The following is a 4,371-nucleotide window of genomic DNA, read 5'->3' as shown; positions in this document are numbered from 1 at the left end:
GTCAGGCTCATAACCTGAAGGTCGTAGGTTCAAATCCTACCCCCGCAACCACCGATACCGACATTGGCGTAGCAACAGATCCGGATCCGCCGTTGTTTCCGGCGGTTTCGTGCTGCGACGCCCATTCCATGATAGCCCCGAACTCACCGTGCAGCGTGGCGCTCATCTCGCCAGGTTTGGCTCCGGGAAACAGAGTGACGCGCTCGATCAGACCGCGAATGGCGCATGCCGCCTCATCTCGTTCAGAGGGATGGTGAAGCGCCTCGGATAGGCGCTCAACTTTCTTGTGGTAGAACTTGGCAATGTTCGGATGGATATCCGGGGCAATGTAAGGTGCCTCGCTCATCCGCGCCCGTATGGCGTCTTCCTGCGCCTCCAGTGCCAACAGCTTGTCGACCAGACCCCGCGTGCCATCACCATCGGCTGCCATGTTCACAAGATGCTCGATGGCCTTCACCACCCTTTTGAGCTCCGCTTCGTCAGCAGCCGCTGCCGCGCGCTGTTGTTGGTTCAGGCGGTTGGTCTCCTCGACATAGGCGTGGATGGCTTCAGCCACAATCTCAGGAGCCATCAACCGGTGGCGAAGGCCCTCGAGAACCCGCGCTTCAAGCGCTTCGCGCTTGATGGTGCGAGCGTTCGTGCACGAACGTCGGTTCAAGTGCGCCGAACACCCGAAGCGATCCTGTCCTCGCAGCGAGATCGGACCATTACAGGTGCCGCAGACGAGCAGGCCGGATAACAATGATTTTGGACGGCGCTTCATACGAAGTTCCTCTCCCACGTTCGCGCTATCCATGGAGCCAGCGTAGTCAATGCGCAGGGAAGTTTGGCGGGCCTTCACGGCTTGCCACAAATCGTCATCGAGAATTCGCAGCTCGGGTACTTTCGTTGTAATCCACTCGGATTCGGGATTGATGCGGGAGACACGTCGACCCGTCCGAGGATCCTTGAGGTAACGTTGCCGATTCCAGATCAGCCGACCGACATAGAGTTCGTTGTTGAGGATGCCGGTGCCGCGCTTGATGTGTCCCCGCAACGTCGTGTTGCCCCAGAGCTTGCCATACGGGCCGGGTATCCCTTCCGCATTGAGCCGCTTGGCTATTGTCAAAGGGCTGACGCCATTCGCGTAGTCACGGAAGATGCGGCGGATGACCTCGGCTTCAACCAGGTTGATCGTGCGATCGCCGCGGATCGGTTCACCACCGGCGTCGAGGCACCTCACCAGATCGTAGCCGTAGGACAGTCCGCCCCCAGACTTTCCCTTCTCGACGCGGCCACGCAACCCGCGATGGGTTTTCTTCGCAAGATCCTTCAGGAACAGTGCGTTCATCGTGCCCTTGAGGCCGACATGGAGTTCGGAGATTTCTCCTTCGGCGAGAGTGACTATGGTTATGCCGGCAAACTGTAGATGCTTGTAAAGCGTGGCGATGTCGGCCTGATCGCGGGAGATACGGTCCAGCGCCTCTGCCAGCAGAAGATCGAACTTCCCTGTCCTTGCATCTTCTAGCAACTGCTGAATGCCTGGGCGTAAGGTCACGCTTGAGCCCGAGATGGCCGCATCCTTGTAGCTTGCGATCACTCGCCAGCCCTCGCGGGTCGCCTGTTCCCGGCAAATGCGCAGTTGGTCTTCAATCGACGAGGGGTTTTGCCGATCAGTGGAGTAGCGGGCATAAAGGGCGGTGCGGATCATGAAAAAACTCCCGACAGCGAAAGGCCGTCATGCTCACATGACGCCAGTGACGGTCTGTCCCCCTACGTTTCATCGATCGCGGAGTTATCTCGGTTTTGAGATGGAGCATTCGCCGCGTTTAACTCGCGGGCGATCTGACGTCCGAGCAGGCGAGCGAGACAAACCAACGCTTCACGAGTTCGTGCTTGCCGTTCGTCGGCCGTTTCGTGGACACCATCAATGTCCGCGTCAGTTTCCGGGGGGATCACCGCGCGCCCTTATAGGTTTGCAGCCCGGCATAAGGCTTCTGGTTAGTGCACGCTTCCGTGCGCTGGTCTATGGTCACGCCGTTCAAACGGCGGCTGACTTCAGCGTCTCGAGGCGCAGGCTTCCCAAAGGCACGGCAGGTGTCGAGTACCTCTCCGAAATGCGCGAAAGTGTCCAAACATAGGCGGAGCACGTACATGGGAAGCCTGCTGTCGAAGGGGCGATCTTACAGGAATGGGGGGCTGCGCTTGAACGTCAAGAGGCATCAAGACGAGCTCTTTTCCATGAATCTTCCACCGTCGTTCCAAGGCGTGCACAGGCGTTTCGATGGCTTCGGAAATATTTTTTGCCAACCAACAAAGGTGCTTTCGAATAGGCCTTGAAGAAGAACGCGGTGTCCGCTGGCCTATTTCGGCCTTTTATGGGCTGTCCAACGCACGATCTGGCCAGGAGAATTCAATTTCTTAGTAAAGCTAATAAAAAAGTACCGATATGTACATGTAATAATTGCAGTTATCACATAAGCATATTTGACCCCGTTCGATAAGGCAGGTACCGTTCGGCGCCATGGAAGCTGCCGATCCGCTTGACGAGAAGCCCGCGATTTCCGCTGGTCCCGGCCCGCTCGCGCCGGCGGCAGGCGACGATCTTTCCTGGGCGGTGGTCAACATGCGGGCCGGCACGAGGATCGTCGTCAACGCGGCGCTGATCGGCGCTTATCAGGCGGCTTCGTCACCGCATTCGATCCGCGCGCTGAAGAGCGATCTCGAAGCCTTCGATCGGTGGTGCCGCCGGACCCACCGCATCGCGCTGCCGGCAACTCCCGAAGTGGTCGCGGACTATCTTGACGCCCGGGCCGGGGAGGGGGCCAAGCCCGCCTCGCTGGCGCGCTACAAGGCGTCGATCGCCAAGATCCACCAGCTGCTGGGTCTCAAGGATCCGACAACAGCCGAACTGGTGAAGCTGCGCCTCCGCGCGATCCGCCGCGACAAGGGGGTGGTGCAGACCCAGGCGCGCCCGCTGCGGTTCAAGGGGCCGGTGCGGGACGTCGCGGGCGATGGGCCGCGCGGCCTCAACATCAGGGCGCTGCTGGAGGCCTGCGGCGACGATCTGGCGGGGCTCCGGGACCGGGCCCTGCTGTCGACCGCCTATGACGCGGGACTACGTGCCTCGGAGCTGGTGGCAGTGGCGGTGGAGCATGTCGTCGATGCGCTCGACCCCGAAGCCCGGTTGCTGACGATTCCGCGCAGCAAGGGCGATCCGGACGGGGAGGGCGCCACGGCCTTTCTGTCCCCGCGCTCAGTGCGGGCGATCGCGGCCTGGCGGACGGCGGCGGAGATCGAGGCCGGGCCGCTGTTTCGCCGGGTGCAGGTGCGGCGCTACAAGGCGCGGAAGGCCGTGCCGGCGCGGCGGATCGAGACCATCTCGGGCCGCGAAGCCTGGGATCTGCGCAAGACGCTGCCAAAAAAGGCGGTTCCTGCACGTTTGCAATATGATGTGGGGAAGGACGCACTCCACCCTGGCTCGATCGGGCCGATCTGGCGGGCGATCATCCAGCGGGCCTTCGCTGCCGGCGCCCTGCCCGATCTGACGCAGGATGATCTGGCACGGTTGCTCAAGGGCGTGAGCGCGCATTCGACGCGGGTGGGGCTCAACCAGGATCTGTTCGCCAGCGGCGAGGATCTCGCCGGCATCATGGATGCGCTGCGCTGGAAAAGCCCGCGCATGCCGCTGGCATACAACCGCAACCTGGTGGCCGAGGCCGGTGCGGCCGGGCGGCTTATGAAACTTCTGGCATGAACGTGGGAGGGGAAGGCCGGGCAAACCCAGTTTGATCGCGGACGCCCCGCCACTGAACTGCGCGCAGCTGTGCACAGGGTTTACGCGGGCGGCGTTGCTGACCGTTTCGACCAACTCTACTTTACGCCACCACAATTCCTAAAAACCGCAGGAGATTACCCCATGAACAATGCCGAAATCGCCGACAAGCTGGCCGCCGAGACCGGCGTCACCAAGGCCGATGCGAAGAAGGCCGTCGATCTGGTTTTCGCGGCGGTTGCCGATGCCGCTGCCGCAGGCGACGAGATTTCGCTGAACGGTTTTGGCAAGTTCAAGGTCAAGGATTCGCCGGCGCGCGAAGGCCGCAATCCGTCCACCGGCGAAACCATCCAGATCGCCGCTTCGAAGAAGCTGACTTTTGCGCCCGCAAAGGCGATCAAGGACAAGCTGAACGGCTGAGCCAAGCGCCAGCGAGAAGCGGCACTGCGTCCACTTCGCAGTGCCGCTTTTGTATCGTCCCATCGTAAACGTCTGCCGGAGCAGATTCGGCCGGCGTCTTCATTTTTGGCAGGGTGGTCCTACCGAACTGGATGGCCAAAGGTGGGACAATTGCGACAGTCAGGTTCTGGGTGATGATCTCAGAAATGCGGACGCTC

General features: G+C 61.2%; 4 protein-coding genes. 2 read left to right on the top strand and 2 right to left on the bottom strand.

What is annotated here, in order from left to right; genetic code table 11:
• Positions 1 to 7 precede the first annotated feature (7 nt).
• A complete protein-coding gene (locus RT424_RS23985; RefSeq protein ID WP_313443353.1) occupies positions 8 to 1,690 on the bottom strand; it encodes a recombinase family protein in 1,683 nt (560 codons plus the stop codon).
• A gap of 813 nt (positions 1,691 to 2,503) precedes the next feature.
• On the opposite strand from RT424_RS23985, the gene RT424_RS23980 reads away from it, so the two are divergent.
• Both RT424_RS23980 and RT424_RS23975 read left to right on the top strand, forming a co-directional pair.
• Positions 2,504 to 3,736 carry a site-specific integrase gene (locus RT424_RS23980; protein WP_313443351.1) on the top strand — a complete coding sequence of 411 codons (1,233 nt, stop codon included), beginning with the start codon at positions 2,504 to 2,506 and terminating at the stop codon, positions 3,734 to 3,736.
• 162 nt (positions 3,737 to 3,898) lie between these two features.
• Positions 3,899 to 4,174 carry an HU family DNA-binding protein gene (locus RT424_RS23975; protein ID WP_313443349.1) on the top strand — a complete coding sequence of 92 codons (276 nt, stop codon included), beginning with the start codon at positions 3,899 to 3,901 and terminating at the stop codon, positions 4,172 to 4,174.
• Here the strand turns inward: RT424_RS23975 and RT424_RS23970 are convergent.
• On the bottom strand, positions 4,152 to 4,371 hold a 220-nt coding region (locus tag RT424_RS23970), incomplete at its 5' end, for a hypothetical protein (RefSeq protein WP_313443347.1). The genes RT424_RS23975 and RT424_RS23970 overlap by 23 nt on opposite strands.

It is taken from the genome of Novosphingobium sp., assembly GCF_032093395.1.
Taxonomy (GTDB): domain Bacteria; phylum Pseudomonadota; class Alphaproteobacteria; order Sphingomonadales; family Sphingomonadaceae; genus Novosphingobium.
Note: the sequence above shows the minus strand (reverse complement) of the source record. Positions and strands in the feature narration are given on the sequence as shown.